17 protein-coding genes are annotated in these 16,375 nt (G+C 73.8%); 4 read left to right on the plus strand and 13 right to left on the minus strand.

What is annotated here, in order from left to right; translation table 11 throughout:
• Window positions 1-112 precede the first annotated feature (112 nt).
• Window positions 113-733: a TMEM175 family protein gene (locus ABT288_RS30560; RefSeq protein ID WP_351614450.1), complete on the plus strand. Its 621-nt coding sequence runs from the start codon at window positions 113-115 to the stop codon at window positions 731-733.
• Here ABT288_RS30560 and ABT288_RS30565 read toward each other — a convergent pair.
• Together ABT288_RS30565 and ABT288_RS30570 are read right to left on the minus strand one after the other, a co-directional pair.
• Complete coding sequence (locus tag ABT288_RS30565) at window positions 687-1,301, minus strand: 3'-5' exonuclease (protein ID WP_351614453.1); 615 nt, start codon at window positions 1,299-1,301, stop codon at window positions 687-689. The genes ABT288_RS30560 and ABT288_RS30565 overlap by 47 nt on opposite strands.
• A gap of 49 nt (window positions 1,302-1,350) precedes the next feature.
• Window positions 1,351-2,148, minus strand: coding sequence for a helix-turn-helix domain-containing protein (locus ABT288_RS30570; protein WP_450860881.1), 798 nt, complete (start codon window positions 2,146-2,148; stop codon window positions 1,351-1,353).
• 123 nt (window positions 2,149-2,271) lie between these two features.
• Between ABT288_RS30570 and ABT288_RS30575 the strand changes: the two genes are divergently transcribed.
• Entirely contained in the window at window positions 2,272-3,135 is an 864-nt protein-coding gene (locus tag ABT288_RS30575; protein ID WP_351614456.1) for an NAD(P)H-binding protein, read from the plus strand.
• 74 nt (window positions 3,136-3,209) lie between these two features.
• On the opposite strand, the gene ABT288_RS30580 is transcribed toward ABT288_RS30575, so the two are convergent.
• The 7 genes from ABT288_RS30580 to ABT288_RS30610 form a co-directional block, all read right to left on the minus strand.
• Window positions 3,210-3,632 (minus strand): acyl-CoA thioesterase, encoded by a 423-nt coding sequence (locus ABT288_RS30580; protein ID WP_351614459.1) that lies wholly within the window; start codon window positions 3,630-3,632, stop codon window positions 3,210-3,212.
• 52 nt (window positions 3,633-3,684) lie between these two features.
• Entirely contained in the window at window positions 3,685-4,308 is a 624-nt protein-coding gene (locus ABT288_RS30585; protein WP_351614462.1) for a hypothetical protein, read from the minus strand.
• A gap of 121 nt (window positions 4,309-4,429) precedes the next feature.
• A complete protein-coding gene (locus tag ABT288_RS30590; protein ID WP_351614465.1) occupies window positions 4,430-5,029 on the minus strand; it encodes a histidine phosphatase family protein in 600 nt (199 codons plus the stop codon).
• Window positions 5,030-5,064: 35 nt separating this feature from the next.
• On the minus strand, window positions 5,065-5,388 hold the full coding sequence (locus ABT288_RS30595; protein WP_351614468.1) for a hypothetical protein: 324 nt from the start codon (window positions 5,386-5,388) through the stop codon (window positions 5,065-5,067).
• A gap of 332 nt (window positions 5,389-5,720) precedes the next feature.
• On the minus strand, window positions 5,721-6,260 hold the full coding sequence (locus tag ABT288_RS30600) for a DUF4232 domain-containing protein (RefSeq protein WP_351614471.1): 540 nt from the start codon (window positions 6,258-6,260) through the stop codon (window positions 5,721-5,723).
• A 28-nt stretch (window positions 6,261-6,288) separates the two neighbouring features.
• Entirely contained in the window at window positions 6,289-8,064 is a 1,776-nt protein-coding gene (locus tag ABT288_RS30605) for a trypsin-like serine peptidase (protein WP_351614474.1), read from the minus strand.
• Window positions 8,065-8,263: 199 nt separating this feature from the next.
• A complete protein-coding gene (locus ABT288_RS30610; protein WP_351614476.1) occupies window positions 8,264-9,475 on the minus strand; it encodes a pyridoxal phosphate-dependent aminotransferase in 1,212 nt (403 codons plus the stop codon).
• A gap of 81 nt (window positions 9,476-9,556) precedes the next feature.
• Here ABT288_RS30610 and ABT288_RS30615 point away from each other — a divergent pair, with 81 nt between their 5' ends.
• Window positions 9,557-10,180 carry a winged helix-turn-helix transcriptional regulator gene (locus tag ABT288_RS30615; RefSeq protein WP_351614478.1) on the plus strand — a complete coding sequence of 208 codons (624 nt, stop codon included), beginning with the start codon at window positions 9,557-9,559 and terminating at the stop codon, window positions 10,178-10,180.
• A 49-nt stretch (window positions 10,181-10,229) separates the two neighbouring features.
• On the opposite strand, the gene ABT288_RS30620 is transcribed toward ABT288_RS30615, so the two are convergent.
• The 3 genes from ABT288_RS30620 to ABT288_RS30630 are packed head-to-tail and all read right to left on the minus strand — an operon-like array spanning window position 10,230 to window position 13,843.
• Window positions 10,230-11,030, minus strand: coding sequence for a hypothetical protein (locus ABT288_RS30620; protein ID WP_351614480.1), 801 nt, complete (start codon window positions 11,028-11,030; stop codon window positions 10,230-10,232).
• Entirely contained in the window at window positions 11,030-12,292 is a 1,263-nt protein-coding gene (locus tag ABT288_RS30625) for a VWA domain-containing protein (protein ID WP_351614482.1), read from the minus strand. Before ABT288_RS30625 ends, ABT288_RS30620 begins: the two co-directional genes overlap by 1 nt.
• A 9-nt stretch (window positions 12,293-12,301) precedes the next feature.
• Window positions 12,302-13,843, minus strand: a complete 1,542-nt coding sequence (locus ABT288_RS30630; protein ID WP_351614484.1) for an IucA/IucC family protein — start codon at window positions 13,841-13,843, stop codon at window positions 12,302-12,304.
• 85 nt (window positions 13,844-13,928) lie between these two features.
• Between ABT288_RS30630 and ABT288_RS30635 the strand changes: the two genes are divergently transcribed.
• Window positions 13,929-15,443: an IucA/IucC family protein gene (locus tag ABT288_RS30635; RefSeq protein WP_351614487.1), complete on the plus strand. Its 1,515-nt coding sequence runs from the start codon at window positions 13,929-13,931 to the stop codon at window positions 15,441-15,443.
• A 7-nt stretch (window positions 15,444-15,450) separates the two neighbouring features.
• On the opposite strand, the gene ABT288_RS30640 is transcribed toward ABT288_RS30635, so the two are convergent.
• On the minus strand, window positions 15,451-16,188 hold the full coding sequence (locus ABT288_RS30640) for a CAP domain-containing protein (protein WP_351614489.1): 738 nt from the start codon (window positions 16,186-16,188) through the stop codon (window positions 15,451-15,453).
• Window positions 16,189-16,375: the final 187 nt, after the last annotated feature.

Below are 16,375 nucleotides of genomic sequence, written 5' to 3' on the forward strand. Positions count from 1 at the left end.
CGGTGGGGGGGGGGCCCCAACCCCCCCCCCCCCCACTCACCCCCGCCTCACCCCCGGGGGGGGGCCGGCCCCCCGCGGGCCCCCGCGCGGGCGCGTACGGCAGTCTTGGGCCATGAACGAGTCCGGCCGTGTCGAGGCCTTCAGCGACGGGGTGTTCGCCATCGCCATCACCCTGCTCGTCCTGGACATCAAGGTGCCGAGGACGGGTGACCACGGCGGCCTGTGGCACGCGATCGGCGCGCAGTGGCCGTCGTACGCCGCCTATGTGGTCAGCTTCCTGGTCATCGGCATCATGTGGGTCAACCATCACCAGCTGTTCAGCTATGTCGCCCGCGTCGACCGGCCGCTGATGTTCCTGAACCTGCTGGTGCTGATGGTCGTGGCCGCCGTGCCCTGGCCGACCGCCATGCTCGCCGAGTACCTGCGCGAGGGCGCCGCCTCGCACGTGGCGGCCGCGGTCTACAGCCTGGTCATGGTCGCCATGGCCCTCACCTTCCAGGCCCTGTGGTGGCACCTCACCCGCACCGGCCACCTCTTCGACGCGCGCGTGGACACCGCGGCGGCCCGGGCGACCCGGGCCCGCTTCGCCCTGGGTTCCCTCGGCTATCCGGTCACGGTGGGCCTGGCCTTCGTCTCGGCCCCGCTCACCCTGGCCGCGCACGGCCTGCTCGCCCTCTACTACGGCTTCAACCAGGTACCGGTGCCGCTCCGCCGGGACCGGGCCACGCCATGAGGTTCGCCAGCAGCTCCGCCTGCTCGATGGCGTCGTCCAGAGCGTGGTGCGTGTGCCGGCGCCGGGAGAGGAGGTGCCGGGGCATCGTGCCCTTGGCCACCGCCCGCAGCGGCAGCCCGGCCTTGGTGGCGTACAGCGTCTTCATGTCCAGGCAGCCGGAGTGCCCGAAGGGACTCTCTCCGGTGAACCTGATCAGATACCAGTACAGGAACGTCCAGTCGTACGACGCCGGATATCCGCACATCACCGGCTGCGCGCCCGCGCTCACCTCCCGCACCCAGGCGCCGAACTCTGCCAGCGCGACGGCCGGTTCGGCGCCCTCCACCGCGAGCCGCTGCCGGTCCAGGCCGCTGACCACCAGCGCCTCGGGGACGAACTTCTCGGAGATCGGCCGCAGTTCGCGGTAGAAGGTCTGCTCCTCCGGGTCCGCCGGGGTGAAGCCGTCGGCGTCCTGCGTGCCGGCCACGGCCGCGCCGATGCTCAGCATGGAGTACGGCCCCGGGATCGGCCCGTCGGCCTCGATGTCGACGGAGATGCAGCGGCTGGGCCTGACGCGTCGTGCGGGCATGGGTCCGCAGCATGGCAGCGACATGCGGTGCCGCGCATCCGAATTCCGTTCAGGCGCGGGGGCCCGCCTGGCAGGGCGTGACCGCGGGCAGCCGGCCGGTGAGGTACGACCTGGGCGGGACGCCCATCAGAGCGCGGAAGTCGGACGTCATGTGCGACTGGTCGAAGTAGCCGGTGGCCGCGGCGAGTTCGGACCAGCGGGCGCTTCCGGCCCGGGTGACGACCGTGCGGACCCGGTCGATGCGGGCGTAGTGCTTGGGGGAGACCCCGACGCCCTCGGCGAACAGGTTCCGCAACTGACGCTCGCTGACGGCCAGTTCCCGGGCCACCTCCCGGACCTGCGCGGGCGCCCTGTCCAGCCGTACCGACAACGCCGCCACGCCCGCCCGCAGCAGCGCCGTGCGGGCCGGATCCGCGGCGTCGGACAGCAGCCCGGGCAGCACCTCGGCGAGCCGGGGCAGCGCCTCCCCAGGATCCAGCCGGCGCAACTCGCGCGCGAGCCGGTGCGCCGCCCCGCCCGGCAGCTCGTCCAGCGACGCGACCCGGCCGACCAGCCCGGCGGCCGGAACTCCCAGCAGGGGCCGGGCCGTACCGGGTGCGAGGCGCAGCTCCACACACGAGAGGTGCGATTTCCCCTCGTGGTACGTCGCCCGCACCCGCGGCCCGACCGCGAGGACGTCCCGCCGCCCGTCCGCCGTCATCCGCAGCACCACCTTGGTCACCGCGTCGGGCAGATGGACGAACGCCTCCTCGGGCGGCTCGGCGAAGGACACGGTCCGCACCCCGGCGAGCCACGGGCGCAGAACCCCGGGCGTGCTGTGGACCTGCCAGGCGGTGGTGTGCGGCACGGCGGTGGTCTCGGGTGCGGCGGCTGTGTTCGGCACCTCTCCACCGTAAGCGCCCGGCGCCGCCGTCCGGGCGGGCCGTCCGTGCCGGAATTTCCAAGAGCCGAGCGCGCCGGCCGGTCCACGGTGGACCTCATGATTCTGGTGACGGGTGCCACGGGCACCATCGGACGTGACGTCGTACGACAGCTGGCCGCGCGCGGTGAGAAGGTGCGCGCCCTCACTCGCGACCCGGCGAAGGCACGGGTGCCCGCCGGGGTGGAGGTGGTGCGCGGGGACTTCCGCGAGCCGGCGTCCCTGGAGGCCGCGCTGGCGGGTGTGACGGCCGCCTTCCTGCTCCGTCCGCCCGGCCCCGACGAGGGCCAGGACGCGGCGCTGGTCGCGGCGGCCGGAGCGGCGGGCGTACGACGGCTGGTGAAGCTCTCCGCCATCGGCACCGGCGATGCCGCGGTCGGCCCCTCCGGGGTCTGGCACCTGGACGGCGAGCGTGCCGTGCGCGACAGTGGCGCCGAGTGGACGGTGCTGCGGCCGTCGTCGTTCGCCTCCAACACGCTGAGTTGGGCGGAGCCGCTCCGGGCGGGAGAGCCGGTGCCCAACATGACCGGCGACGGGGCGTCGGGCGTCGTCGATCCGCGTGATGTGGCCGCGGTCGCGGTCGCGGCGCTGGTCGGGCCCGGGCACGGGGGGCGGACGTACACGCTGACCGGGCCCGAGGCCGTCACCGTACCCGGCCAGGCCGCCGTGCTCGCCGGGATCCTGGGCCGCCCGGTCCCGGTCCGGAACCTGTCGCCGGACCGGACCCGCGACTTCCTCCGCACCGTCTGGGGCTTCGACGGGGTCCGGGCGGACGGCGTCCTGACCGGCATCGCGTTCGTCCGTGACGGCGGCAACGCGGTGGTCACCGAGGACGTGCCGGAGGTGCTGGGCCGGCCGGCCCGGACCTTCCGGGAGTGGGCCGAGGACCACAAGGAGGCTTTCGGCGCGGGCTGATCCGCCCGGAACCGGAGCGCTGCATCGAGGGCATCAGCCGCCGGACGGTCACCCGCACCCTGCAGAGGCTGGGCCTACAGGCCGAACAGGGCCAGGTCCGTCGTCAGCTCCTTGAACACCTCGCGCGGGTCGGCGACCAGCTTGCGCTCCTTCAGATCCAGCAGGCCGCCCACCCCGCTGACTCCGGCCGCCAGGGTGCCGTCGGTCTTGCGTATCTCCTGCACGATCCGGAAGGTCTTGCCGCCGCCCCACTCGAACTCACAGGTCACATCGACCTCGTCGCCGGCGAGCAGCTCGTGCAGGAAGCGGATCGTCGTCTCCAGCGCCACCGGGCCCACGCCCCGGCCCACCAGCCGGGCCTGGCTGATGCCGGCCGCCTGGAGCAGCGACCAGCGGGCGTGCTCCGCGTAGTTGAGGTACACGGACTGGTTCAGGTGTCCCTGGGTGTCGGTCTCGTAGCCGCGGACGGTCACACGGACGGAAAACGGTTCGGCCACTGCTTGCCCCTCTCGCATGCGGATATCCGGTCGATCGATCCTGGCACGCCGCTCACACCCGGCGCGGCGATGCCAGCAGATAGCGCGCCCTCGTGCGCGGCTCGGTGTACTCGCCGGCCTGCCAGCCCGCGCGCTCCAGCGTGGCCGCGCAGGCCGCCAGGCTCTCCGCGTCCGGCGCGTACACGGCGACCGCCTCCGGCTGCGGGGTCGCCCGCACTCGGTAACCGTCCGCGCTCCCGCTCGCCGGACGGTGCCCGGCCGCCTCCAGGGCCAGCGCCGCCGCCCGCACCAGATGCGCGCGCTCCCAGCCGCACGGCCGGTCCACCGCGCCGTCGGGGTTGGTCATCCGGCGCAGCTCCAGCAGCCCCTGCCAAGCGCCGTGCACCTCACGCAGCCGCGCCGGACCGTCCGCGGGCGGCTCCTGCTCATCCCCGGCCCGTGCCGCGAACACCCCCGCGTCCGCCGCGGGCCGGGCCGGTTCCGCCGCGGGCACCGCCTCCCGTATGCGATGTCCGGCCGGGGTCAGGAAGTGCTCGTGCGGCGGCCGCGGGTGCCGGAAGGCGAGTCCCCGCTGCACCAGTGCCGCCAGTTGCGCCTCCGTGCCGCGCAGCCGTCCGGTGACCGGATCGGCGGCCTCGATCACCCGCCGCTGCGCGGCGGTCGGCGCTCGGCTCACAGCGCGCTCCTTCCGGTGCCGTCCCCTGTCCCGGGCCGCCCGTCACACGGCCCGTTTCGCAGAGTACGACCCGGGTCCGACAACCCGCCCGGCCGCCCGCACCCAGCTCCGTGCCCGGGGCTTACTCCCGCGGCCGGATGTTCCACCCCGCGACCACCGGCCGCTCGTGCTCCGTGCCCAGCCGGCACAGGGTTCCCGTCGCCAGCTGGAACAGCGCCCCGTGCTGCGGCGGGAGGCCGAGGCGACGGGCGGTGAGGACGCGGAGGAAGTGGCCGTGGGCGATCAGGACGACCACGCCCTCGGTGTCGGCGAGGGCGGCGTCGACCTTGCCCAGCATCCGGTCGGCGCGCTCGCCGACCTGCTCCGGGCTCTCGCCCGGATGCTCCGGCGGCCCCGGCGCGACCCCGTCCGTGAACAGGAACCAGCCCGGCCGGCTCCGCTGGATCTCGACGGTGGTCACGCCCTCGTACCCGCCGTAGTCCCACTCGCGCAGGTCGGCGTCGACCCGGGCGTCCGGGATCCCGATGAGTTCGGCGGTCTCCCGGGCCCGCTGCAGGGGGCTGACGAACGCGGCCCCGATCCGGTGCGAGCGGATCAGCGGCACCAGCCGGCGCGCCTCCTCCCGCCCGTGCTCGGTGAGGGGCAGGTCGGTCCAGCCGGTGTGCCGTCCGGACCGCGACCACTCGGTCTCACCGTGCCGGACGAGAAAGAGGTCACCCACGTCAGCGCCCTTCCCGCTCGCCTGTCAGCACCGTGTCACAGGGAGGCGGCAGCCCGCAGGACGGACTCGGCCAGACGGCCGTTCTCCGGGGCGGCGCCCACTCCGGAGGGGAATCCGAAGCGGCGCCGGGTGTAGCCGTACGCGATGCCGTTCGCCGGGTCGGCGAAGCCCAGCGAGCCGGCCGCGCCGCTGTGCCCGAAGGTGCCGGCGTCGAGGAACGGGTAGAGCGCGGGAGTGTGCTCGAAGCCGCGCGCGAAGTGGTCCGCGCTGCCGGTGACCAGGTCCGGCCCGCCCGGGGTGCGCAGTTCGCCGAACAGGGCCGCCGTCGCGGGCGTGAACAGCGGCGGCCTGCCGTCCACGGTGCTGACCGAGCGCCCTGACCCGGGGGTGGTTGCCGAAGACCACGATGTCGGTCGGCTCCGGCGTGTGCGCGTTGAAGGCGATGGCCCGCACGCTGTCCGGGGCCGCCGCCCGCTCCTTCAGCAGGGCGGCCTCCTCCGGGGTCGGCACCAGCGGCTGCACGTCCACCCAGCGCGACTCCGCCTCCGCCGGCAGGCCCAGGGCCAACTCCTCGACGGTGAAGCCCTCTTCCGCGTCACCCACGAGTCCGGTCGCCGACTTCACGGTCCAGGTCGAGCACCCCGTCCTGCACCAGCAGGGCGACGACGAGGTGCGCGGCCCCCTTGGCGGGTCAGTGCCCCTGCGGCGTGCGCCGCAGGGGCGCCAGCGACACGGTGTCCCCGCAGGCGTCGATCGCGGTGGCCTTCCGGTGCGCGTCCGTGACCGGTACGACGGCCGCGCGGGAGTCGTGCGGTGCCCGGACCACCGCCTCGCGCTGCCGCACGCACCAGTCGCCGGCGCCGTTCGTGCCGCCGGGCGTGTACCGGAGGTCCACGGTGACCGCCGCCTTCGCGGGCAGGGCGACGGCGGCCGGGTGCCCGTGCCCGCTGCCCTCGATGCTCTCCGCCTTGCCGTTGTGGATCTCCAGCCCCGGGTAGCCGTCGAACACACAGGTTCCCGGGCCCTTGTTGACGGCGGTCAGCCGTGCCTGGGCCCGGCCGGTGCCCCGCTCCGTGCCGAGCTTCGCCAGCGTCCAGGCCAGCGAGGCGGTACGGCACGGCGGCGCGGCCGTGCCCTCGGCGGTGGTCGTGGTCGTCGTGCCGCAGGCCGCCAGGGCCAGGCCGGTGGCGAGGACGGCGAGGCCGGTGGTCAGCCGGGTCGTCGCGGGCATCGATCCCCCTGAGGTGTCGTCGCGCCGGTCAGGTGCCCGGCGGAACCAGCGTGTTCTCGGTGCCGAGGGCATTGGCGCCGGTGTCGGCGTACAGCGAGGTCTCGCCGTCGGACCAGCGCACGACGAGGTCGTTGCCGGTGTGGTCGGCGGTGAGGTCGCCCGAGGCCATGACCTGGGCATGCTGCCAGGTGCCGTTCGGGCCGAGCAGCCGTGAGCGGGTGCCGGGCCCGGCGGCCGAGACACCGGAGTAGCTGTCGAGCGAGCCGTCGGACCAGCGCACGAGGAGGTCCGCGCCCGCCGTCCCGCTGAGGGCACCGCCGCTCAGCAGCGTGGCCTTGGTCCAGGTGCCGTTCGCCGCGAGGATCCGCCTGCCGGTGCCGAAGGAGCCGGTGCGGATCCCGGAGTACAGGACCAGGCTGCCGTCGGACCGGCGCACCAGAAGATCGGTCGCGCCCTTCGCGCCGTGGAACTGCCCGGCGGTGAGCTGTACGGCGTTCTTCCAGTCCGACTCTGGCTTCGCCATCTGCACCTCCCGGCCCACTCCCGAGGCGTCGAGGTCCGGGTACAGGCTGACCTCGCCGTCGGACCAGCGCACCAGCAGGCCGGGCCGGGTGCCGCCGAAGGTCCCGCCGGCGATGCTCCGGGCGTGCGTCCAGGTGGAGTTGGCCGTCAGCAGCCGCTTCTCGGGCCCGAACCCGCCCTGTCCGTCCCCGGGGTACAGCGTGACCCCGCCGTCGGACCAGACGACGAGCAGGTCGCCGAGATGGTCGCCGGTGTAGTCGGCCGAGGCCATCAGCGTGGCCTTCTGCCAGCGGGCCGCACCACCGGGCAGCTGCAGCCCCGTGTAGGGCGGCAGGCCGGCGGGCGGGTCCTGGTTCGCCACCGCGTCGGCGAGGAGGTTCGCGGCGTCGTCGCCGAACGCCGGGGCGTAGCTGATGTAGTCGACGTTCGCGTCGTTGCCGCCGCCGTTGTACCCGCCGAGGTTGCCTATGACGTGCCCGGTGTGTGCGTCGTCCTGGTAGTCGGTGATCCACGGGCTGCCGGACACGCCGCCGTAGTAGCCGCCGCAGGTCATCGACATCTGCCGGTAGCCGGGGAGCTGACCGGTCGGCACGGTGCACTGGATGGCGCGCCCGGCGCTGTTGTGCCCGTAGGCGGGGTAGCCGACGACGGTCACGTTCTTGTGCGTGTAGCCGTTCGCGCGGGTGAAGGTCAGTCCGCCGCCGACCGCGTCCTGGAGGCTCTGGCCGCGCTGGTTGGCCGAGACCGTGGCGAACGCGGTGTCCAGGTCGGACGCGGGCGTCTTCGTGGTCGACGACCCCTTGTCGGGCATGTACCGGTGGTCGATGAAGGTCCGCTGGACGGGGAAGATGCCGTACGGCTGCTGGTCGGGTCCGGCGCCCTGCACGAACTTCGGGACGAAGACATAGTCGCCCTTCATGCTCAGGGCGCAGTGGGCCGCGGTGAGGACGATGTTCCGCGCCGGGGTGTCGATCACACTGCCGGTGCAGTGCCAGGTGGTACCGCCCGGCCCGTCGGACCCGAAGAAGGTTCCGATCAGCGGGTTCCCGCCGAACATCGTGGCCTGGGGCCGGCCGGCCGCCGCGACCGACTGCCCCGGCCCGCTCGGCGCCACCCGTGCCGCGTCCAGCGGGCGGGCGTCCGCCATGCGTTGCGCGGTCCAGAACCGCGCGGCCTGCCGGGCATCCTGCCCGGCGGCCGGGCCCGGCGGCGAGGGCGACGCCGCCTGCGCGGCGGGCGTCGCGAGCCCGGCCGCCGCCCCGCACATCATGGCCACGGCCACGGCCGTCCAACGTATTCGGTACCTCGACAACGCAGTTCCCCCTGGTCATCCTCATCAGGTCTGGTCACTTGGAACCGACCAGGGAGAAACAGCGGCGCGACGCCGGTCGTGGGCGCACCGACGGCCGGTGTGCCCGTCCCCCCGTGCCGGTCCCCCCTGATCATGCGGGGCGATCTTCGCACAGAGGCCACCGGACGGGCTAATGCTGCCGGTACCCGCCGAGGAACCGGCCGATGCGGCCGATCGCCGCCTCCAGGTCCTCCGCGTGCGGCAGGGTGAGGATGCGGAAGTGGTCGGGGGAGGGCCAGTTGAAGCCGGTGCCCTGGACGACCTGGATCTTCTCGCGGAGGAGGAGGTCCAGCACGAACTTCTCGTCGTCGTGGATCCGGTGCACCTTCGGGTCGATGCGCGGGAACGCGTACAGCGCGCCCTTGGGCTTCACGCAGGACACCCCGGGGATCTCGTTGAGCCGCTCCCAGGCCACGTTGCGCTGCTCGTACAACCGGCCGCCGGGCAGCGTCAGTTCGCGGATGGACTGGCGGCCGCCGAGCGCGGCCTGGATGGCGTACTGGGCGGGCGCGTTGGCGCACAGGCGCATGGAGGCCAGCATGGTCAGGCCCTCCAGATAGTCCTTGGCGTGCTGCCGGGGGCCCGTCACCACCAGCCAGCCGGAGCGGAAGCCCGCCACCCGGTAGGTCTTCGACAGGCCGCAGAAGGTGAGGACGACGAGGTCGGGGGCGAGTGCTGCGGCCGAGTGGTGGACGGCGTCGTCGTACAGGATCTGGTCGTAGATCTCGTCGGCGAACACCATCAGGCCGTGCCGGCGGGCCAGGTCCAGGATGCCCTCGACGACCTCCTTGGGATACACCGCGCCCGTGGGGTTGTTCGGGTTGATGATGACCACGGCCTTCGTGCGGTCCGTGATCTTCGACGCCATGTCGGCCAGATCCGGGTTCCAGTCGGCCTGCTCGTCGCACAGGTAGTGGACCGCCTTGCCGCCGGCGAGGGTGGTCGCGGCCGTCCACAGCGGGAAGTCCGGTGCGGGGATGAGGATTTCGTCACCGTCCTCGACCAGCGCCTGTACGGCCATGGAGACCAGCTCCGAGACGCCGTTGCCGAGGTAGACGTCGTCGACCCCGACCTCCAGGCCCAGGGTCTGATAGCGCTGGGCGACCGCGCGGCGGGCGGAGAGGACGCCCCGGGAGTCGGTGTAGCCGTGCGCCTGCGGCAGCATCCGGATCATGTCCTGGAGGATCTCCTCCGGCGCCTCGAAGCCGAAGGCCGCGGGGTTGCCGGTATTCAGGCGCAGCACGCTGTGCCCCGCCTCCTCCAGCGCGTTGGCGTGCTCGATCACCGGGCCGCGGATCTCGTAACAGACCTCGCTGAGCTTGTTCGACTGCCGGAACTCCATGCGCCCCTCCGGAAACTGGTGTTACTTGGTTTTACCAAGTGGACGCTTGGAAAGTCCAACATCTTGTCTAGACTGCGTCGCATGCCACCTCGCCGAAGCTACGACCAGTACTGCTCCGCAGCCCGCGCCCTCGACCTCGTCGGCGACCGCTGGACCCTGCTGATCGTCAGGGAGCTGCTGGCCGGCCCCCGCCGCTACACGGACCTGCACGCGGACCTGCCCGGCGTGAGCACGGACGTACTCGCCTCCCGGCTGAAGGACATGGAGCGCGACGGCCTCACGACCCGCCGCAGGCTGCCCCCGCCCGGCGCGGCCTACGTGTACGAACTCACCGATCGCGGGCGCGCGTTGCTGCCGGTGCTCCAGGCGCTCGGGCGGTGGGGCGAGGCCGAGCTGAAAGAGCGACGGCCGACCGACGCGGTCCGCGCCCACTGGTTCGCCCTGCCGCTGCTGCGGGCTCTGGAAGGGGAGGGCCTGGTCGAAGTCCGGCTGGAGGAAGGGGACTTCCATCTGCGGGTCGGTGCGGAGGGGGGCCCGGTGTACGGCGACGGGCCGGCACCGGGCGAGCCCGACGCCCGCCTCACCATGGACGCCGCGACCTGCGAGGCGGTAGCCCGGGGTGAGCTGGGCCTGAGGGACGCCGTACGGGACGGGCGGGTGACGGTGACCGGCGACGGCCCGCCGGCCAAGGCGCTGCGGGAGTGAGAACGGAACAGCGAAGGCCCGCCGGAGGCGGGCCTTCGAGCACGTCGGGTCACACGTCGGCCGGCACCCGCGTGGGCCGACCGGACCCCCGCGTCAGCGCATAGCCGCCGATACCGGCGACAGCCGCGAGCACGCCCCCGATCGCCGTCCACACCCACCGGTCGGTCCACCACCCGGAGGACCAGCCGTCGTCGGAGCCGAAGCTGGACAGCACCGCCGGCTTCGAACCGCCGCCGCTCCGCTCCGACTTGACGGCGATGCCGGGAACCAGCGGCTTGCCCAGCGAGCCGTCCACCGCCGCCGCGCCGCCGATGTCCTCGGCGTCGGCGCGGACCTCGACGCCGACCGGCTTGCCCAGGTCGGCGGAGCCGAGGTCCACGACCGTCAGCCGGATGTAGTACGTGCCCGGCAGCGGGTCGTTGCCCCAGGGCTCCGACCAGCCGCGCACCGTCCGCAGGACGCAGGCCAGTTCGAGGGAGGACGCCCCCTGCTCGGCCGTGCCGGTCGCCGCGCCGTACTGGCAGGCCTGGCGGCGCCGCAGACCGTCGTACACGTCGATCTGCCAGGTCTGTGCCCCGTGCGTGGCGGGAAGCTTCACCGTCGCCTTGACGGTGGGCCGCTGCCCGGTGTCCGCGGGGAACGACCAGTACAGGTAGTCACCGGTGGAGCCGGACGCGGTGGCCTGCTCCCCCTGCCGGATCTCCGTCGCCGTACGGAAGGAGGTGCCCGCCCGCGTGGGCGCCGAGCCGTCGGATGAGGCGCTCGGCGAGGGGGAGGAGTCGGCCGCGGCCGGTCCGGCCGCGATCCCGAGCGCCAGCAGCGCGGCGCCCAGTACACGTGTGATCCGCATCAGTTCGTCCTCCAGACCGCGACCCGCCAGCGCGACAGCCAGCCCCACAGCAGACCCCCCAGGAAGCCGGTCAGCACCAGCGCGCCCAGCAGCCACCAGCCGCGCCCGAGGCCGAAGGAGGCCACGTCGTGATGCCCGGACGGCCCGTCCACGACGTCGACGGTCAGCTCCAGCGGCAGACCCGGCGTGGTCTTCACACCCGACGCGGCCGAGAAGGAGCTGGTGACCTGCAGACACACCGTCTCCGCGGGCGCGTTGTCGTCGTCGCTCTCCGGCTTCGGGTAGCGCAGACCCGTCGAGATGACGTCCGTACGGCCGGTCCCCGCGGCCTCGCCGCGCACGATCTCCCGTCCGTGCAGGGTCACCGCCCGCAGCAGCACGCCGTAGTCCGGGTTCACGGCACGGTCGTCGGCCACGCTCACCGAGGCGCGCAGCTCCTTGCCCGGTTCGACGTCGACCTTGTACCAGCGCTGCTGCCCGAACTCCTCACGGTCCGTGTACAGCCCGGACTTCAGGGTCGGCGCCGCCTCGCACCGGGCGGCGCCCTGGGTGGCCACCGGCGTCACCACCGGATCGGCCGCCCGGTCCACCAACTGCCCGACACGGCTGGACAGTTCCTGCCTGTGCCGTACGTCGGTGTAGGTGCCGCCGGTCGCGTCCGCGATGCAGCTGAGCTGGTCGCGGGTCCTGGCGTCCGGCACCAGGCCGAGGGTGTCGATGGTCAGGCCGATGCCCTTGGCCGCTATCTCGCGGGCCACCTCGCACGGGTCGAGCGGCTGGCAGGTGTCCTCGCCGTCGCTGATCAGCACGATTCGGTGGGTACCGGTACCGCCGCTCAGGTCGTCCGCCGCCTTCAGCAGCGCGGGCCCGATCGGCGTCCAGCCGGTCGGCTGCAGCGTGGCCACCGCCGTCTTCGCGTCGGTCCGGTTCAGCGGGCCGACCGGGTAGAGCTGCGCGGTGTCCTTGCAGCCCTCCTTGCGGTCGTTGCCGCGGTAGTTGGCGCCCAGCGTGCGGATGCCGAGCTGGACCTCCTGCGGGGTCGCGTCCAGTACCTCGTTGAACGCCTGCTTCGCCGCTGCCATCCGGGAGTCCCCGTCGATGTCCCGCGTCCGCATCGAACCGCTGACGTCCAGCACGAGTTCGACCTTCGGGGCGGTCGCCTGCGTCTCGTCGGCGACGGCCCCGCCGGGGAACGCGATCCCGGCCGCCAGGGCGGCGAGCAGAGCACAGACGCCCGCCGCCAGCCGTTGTCTTGTGATCATCGCCGGATCTTATGGAGCAGACGGGTCGTGCTCCAAAACGAGTGGGTTCGGCAGCGACGTCCACCGGTCACCCGGGGCCTGCGGGGACAGCCGCATCAGGGTCAACGCCTTGGCGGGCAGGGGGCCTTCGCGCAGGGCGCGCAGGTCGGGGGTGTCCGGCAGGTCCGCTACGGCGGACGCCAGCGCCGTTCCCAGTGCGGGGCCCGAACCCGCCGTACCGGCCAGGGCGCCCGCCACCAGGGAGCCGAACAGCTTGCGGCGCAGGGCGGTTTCGTCATCGGTGATCAGACGGCCGGTCAGCGGCGGCGGGGCGATGCCGTGCCGGGTCAGGCGGGCCGGGCTGATCCTGATGTCGGCCAGGTCGCGGTAGACCAGCCGCAGCGGGGTGCCGTCGGACGACAGGATCACCAGCAGGTTCTGGCCGTGCGCCTCCAGGGCCACGCCGAGGTCGAGAAGGCGCAGTCCCACGGTCAGCGCCAGCCGGGTGAACGCGGCCAGCCAGGCGGGGGAGCCGGGCAGGCCGGTCGTGGCGAGCGCGGCCACGGGGACGACCCGCTCGCCCGGACCGGCGTACCCCTCGGGCGACTCCCGCAGCAGCGCGGCCAGGTCGGGGGAGTGGGCCGAGACCGCGCCCAGCGTGCGGGTGACGTGCAGCAGGCCCTCGGTGCGCGCCGCCAGCTCCTCGCCGAGGGCGGACAGGGGCGCGGCGGCCGCGACCGAGTACGGGGAGATGTCGCGCACCGACGACGTCAGCCGGGCGCTGAGCGCGGTCTTCACATGCGGGCCGTCGGGCAGCGCGAGGGTGCGCAGGGAGAGCAGCGGGTGGGCCGGGCGCCAGGGTGTGTACGGCCGCTTCAGGACGTGGTCCGCCTGCCACGGGTGCACCGGCAGCAGCAGCCGTTCGCCGTCCCGGAGTTCCCGCGGCCACTCGCCGGTGACCAGGCATTCGTCCGCCGGCACCGGCACGGTCCCCAGCTCCACCACCGGCCGGTGCTCCGGGCCGTACGCCAGCTGGTCCGCCACCGAGAAACCGGGCCGGGAACGGCAGCCCGGGTGGTACGGATGCCCGTCGGTCACCCGCTGCTCCCACTCCCAGTCCCGCCCCCCGCCTTCGGCCGGGGTGACCCCCACCGGCCACTCCTTCGGGTGATCCGCGTCGGCCCGCGACAACGCCAACGAGGCCACGCTGTCGGCCAGTTCGGCCGCGAACGCGGCGCCGTGCGGCACCCCGAGCGCGGTCATCAGCCCGGCCGGATCCACCTGGCGCTCCCGGTCCAGACGGACCCCGGTGACGTACGCGCTCGTGGCGTACGGGTCCGCGTGCGGCCCGTACAGCGTCCGGCCGTCGGCGAGCCGCAGCGCCAGGCTGTGCGCGCCCTGCCGGCGGCCGGTGACCCACGGCAGCGGCTCATGGGCCAGCGCCCGCCACAGACGGGTCAGCACCGCGGCGCGCGCACCCGGCAGCTCGGCCGCGTACCGGGGCAGCAGCCCGGGCCGGACGGCGGCCAGCTCCTCGGCGACCTGGGCTTCGGCGGCGGGGGGACGGTGCACGGTCGGCTCCTCGGGTACACGGCGCACGAAGGACGATTGTCGGTGACGACAGACATACTGATCGCGACCACCCCGGACGAAACGAATGGATCGCGTGGACTCCTCACCCTCCTCCGGAGCGCCTTCCACCGGAGCCGTCGACGGCCGCGCCGACGCCTACGCGGCCGCGCCCCTGCTGAACTGCCTGCTGCGCGAGGTGGCCGAGCCGCTCGGGCACCCCGGCGACCTTCGGGTCCACCGGCTGCCGAGCGGGCGGCTGCTGCGCGTGCGGGCCGGCCGGCGCCCCGCCGATCCCGAGGTGTGCGCGGCCGGGACCTGGCGCCGCGTCGGCCACTCCGAACTGGTCAAACTGGTCGCCGAGGAGCTGCGCCGGCACACCGGGCTGGCCGGCGGCGACCTGCCCGCCGAGATGCTCGACAGCCGGGACGCGGTCGCGGCCCTGCTCACCGCCCGCGCCGGGGTGACAGCGCCCGCGGACCCGTATCTGCGGTCCGAGCAGTCCCTGATCGGCGGCCACCCGCACCACCCCGCGCCCAAGGCGCGCGGCGGCGGCCCGGTCGCCTCCTGGCTGCCGTACGCGCCCGAGGCACACGCCCGCTTCCCGCTGGTGCTGCTCGGCGTCCGCGAGGACCAGGTGGCCGAGGAGGGCGACACCCGCGCACTGGACGCGCTCGGCGCTGCCCCGCCCGGCTACCGGCTGCTGCCCGCCCACCCCTGGCAGCTGGAACTGGTGGGCGGCGAACTGGCGGAGGCCTTCGCCGACGGCCGCCTGCTGCGCCTCGGCACCACCGCCTTCGACACCTGGCCGACGGCGGCGATCCGTACGGTGTACGAGCCCCGGCGCGACCTGTTCCTGAAGTTCAGCCTGGACGTCCGCATCACCAACGACATCCGCCGCCTGTGGCGCCACGATCTGCGCAGGCTGCGCCGTACCGACACGGCCGTCCGGCACGCCTTCGCGGCGATGGGGCCGCCCGCGGCCTGGCTGAGCGACCGCGGCTACCGCACGGCCGCCTTCGCCTTCGAGGAGCTCGCCGTCCTGGTCCGCGACGGCCTGCGCGGCCACCTGCTGCCGGGTGCCACCCCGCTGCTCGCCGCCGGCCTCGCCGAGGGCTTCGACGGCAGTCCGCTGGCCGCTACGGCCGACCCGGAGGCCTGGTGGGAGGCCTATCTGCGCCAGGTCGTGCCGCCCGCCCTGACGGCGTTCGACGGCCACGGCGTCGTCCTGGAGGCCCATCTGCAGAACACCCTCGTCGCCGTGGACGCGGCCGGCACGCCCGTCCAGGTGCTGTACCGGGACGCCGAGGGCGCCAAGCTGATGCCGGACGTGACCCGGGCGGCGGGCTGGGAGCGGCTGGTGTACTGCCTGGTCGTCAACCACCTCACCGAGATCGCCGCCGCCCTCGCCGAACACCGTCCCGGACTCGACCCCTGGCCCGCCGCCTGCCGCGAACTCGCCCGGCACGACCTGCCCGAGATCCCCGCCCTGCTCACCTCGCCCACGCTGCCCGGCAAGACCAACCTGCTGCTGCGCTGGACCGGCGCCGACGGCGCGGACGCCCGCTACCTGCCGCTGCCGAACCCCCTGGCGGGCGGCTGACCCGCCCTCAGCGGGCGGCGCCGAAGTCCTGGGTCCAGTAGCTGCCCGGCTGCGCGAGACCGACACCGATCTCCTGGAACGAGCAGTCGAGGATGTTGGCCCGGTGTCCGGGGCTGTTCATCCAGCCCGTCATGACCTGGTCCGCGGTGGCGTACCCGTAGGCGACGTTCTCGCCGTAGGCGCTCCAGCTGTAGCCGGCCCGCGTGATGCGGTCGCCCGGGGACGACCCGTCGGACCCGGTGTGCGACATGTTCTGGTGGGCCGCCATGTCCGCGCTGTGCGCCTGCGCCGCCTTGGTCAGCTCCGCGTTCACGGTCAGGGGACGGCAACCCACCTTGGCGCGCTCGGCGTTCACGAGCTGTACGACGCGCGCGGTGACACCGGACGCGGTGGCCGAGGGTGTGGGCGTGGGCGTGGCCGTGCTGGGAGCGGCGGTCGGCCGGGGCGTGGGGGCCGCGGCCTTCGTGCTGGTGCTCGGGTGTGCGGTGGGCCGGTGCGTGGGGGACGCGGTGGCCTGCGGCGTGCTCGCATGGCGGTGGTCGTTGCGGTGGTGATGGTGCTGGTGCCGGTGACCGTGGTGCTCCGGCTGCCGGGGTGTGCCCGTCGCGGCGACGTCGGCCCGGTCCTTGCCGCCGTACGGCCAGTCGGAACAGGCCAGCGCGACGGACGGCACGCCCACGGTTCCGATGGCGACGGCGGCGACGACTATGCGCCGGTACTGCTGCGACTTGCGGTGCTTGGCCATTCGTCAACCTCGTTCGGTGATCGCCGGGCGCTCATTTTCGGGAGGGCTTCACAAGGAGCGCAAAGGGCGGCTTCCACTACCGCGCCTAGTAGGCCCGGAGGGCTCTTGTCAGCCGAGCGAAGAGCTGTCGCATTCGCTGCCGCGACGTTTGCTGACGCCTGGCGGCCCGTCAGCGAAGGGATGTGCC

Source organism: Streptomyces sp. NPDC001093 (assembly GCF_040298985.1).
GTDB lineage: Bacteria > Actinomycetota > Actinomycetes > Streptomycetales > Streptomycetaceae > Streptomyces.

Coding starts and splice junctions, on each gene's coding strand:
- ABT288_RS30560 (WP_351614450.1), top strand. CDS start 113: ATGAACGAGTCCGGCCGTGTCGAGGCCTTCAGCGACGGGGTGTTCGCC.
- ABT288_RS30565 (WP_351614453.1), bottom strand. CDS start 1,301: ATGCCCGCACGACGCGTCAGGCCCAGCCGCTGCATCTCCGTCGACATC.
- ABT288_RS30600 (WP_351614471.1), bottom strand. CDS start 6,260: ATGCCCGCGACGACCCGGCTGACCACCGGCCTCGCCGTCCTCGCCACC.
- ABT288_RS30610 (WP_351614476.1), bottom strand. CDS start 9,475: ATGGAGTTCCGGCAGTCGAACAAGCTCAGCGAGGTCTGTTACGAGATC.
- ABT288_RS30615 (WP_351614478.1), top strand. CDS start 9,557: ATGCCACCTCGCCGAAGCTACGACCAGTACTGCTCCGCAGCCCGCGCC.
- ABT288_RS30620 (WP_351614480.1), bottom strand. CDS start 11,030: ATGCGGATCACACGTGTACTGGGCGCCGCGCTGCTGGCGCTCGGGATC.
- ABT288_RS30625 (WP_351614482.1), bottom strand. CDS start 12,292: ATGATCACAAGACAACGGCTGGCGGCGGGCGTCTGTGCTCTGCTCGCC.
- ABT288_RS30635 (WP_351614487.1), top strand. CDS start 13,929: ATGGATCGCGTGGACTCCTCACCCTCCTCCGGAGCGCCTTCCACCGGA.
- ABT288_RS30640 (WP_351614489.1), bottom strand. CDS start 16,188: ATGGCCAAGCACCGCAAGTCGCAGCAGTACCGGCGCATAGTCGTCGCC.